This window comes from Arthrobacter sp. 10T425, assembly GCF_056393985.1.
This window is the reverse complement of sequence record NZ_JBFTGZ010000097.1, coordinates 1-416: the sequence shown is the minus strand read 5'-3', so window position 1 is coordinate 416 and position 416 is coordinate 1. Positions and strand designations below refer to the sequence as shown.

At 54.6% G+C, this 416-nt stretch carries 1 protein-coding gene; it reads right to left on the bottom strand.

Features of this window, described 5'->3' with window-relative positions; translation table 11 throughout:
* Positions 1-416, bottom strand: a 416-nt coding sequence (locus tag AC1DDH_RS20690) for a hypothetical protein (RefSeq protein ID WP_476956248.1), incomplete at both ends; no start/stop codon positions are given.

Below are 416 nucleotides of genomic sequence, written 5' to 3'. Positions count from 1 at the left end.
GCCATGGGAAGGTCCTTTATTGGAGTGTTGTTCCTTCATGCGCTTCAAGTCCTGAAGCACCGCGCTTGGCAATTGCTCCATCGCCGCGCCGAAGGCKCCCGGCKTGCCGCGGGTTTCGGCCAGGATCTTCTCAATAGCAGGATATGTGTCGAATTGCGGATTGATCAGCAAGGTGAAGTACACGTACTGTTTTAGATCGTCGGTATTGGTAAGCCGATACTTCAACCATCCCTCTGAAGCTATCCGCGCCGTTTGAATGAACGCAGCGGCGTCCTCGGACGACTCCGGATCGTAGACCTTGCCTTGCTTCTTGTAGAGCCAGTCATCGATCTCCGCGTAAAAGAACCGGGTTCCTCTCAGATCGTTCCGGAACTCGAACTCGACATGGTCGTCCGGGTAAAAGTGCAGGCCAAGCA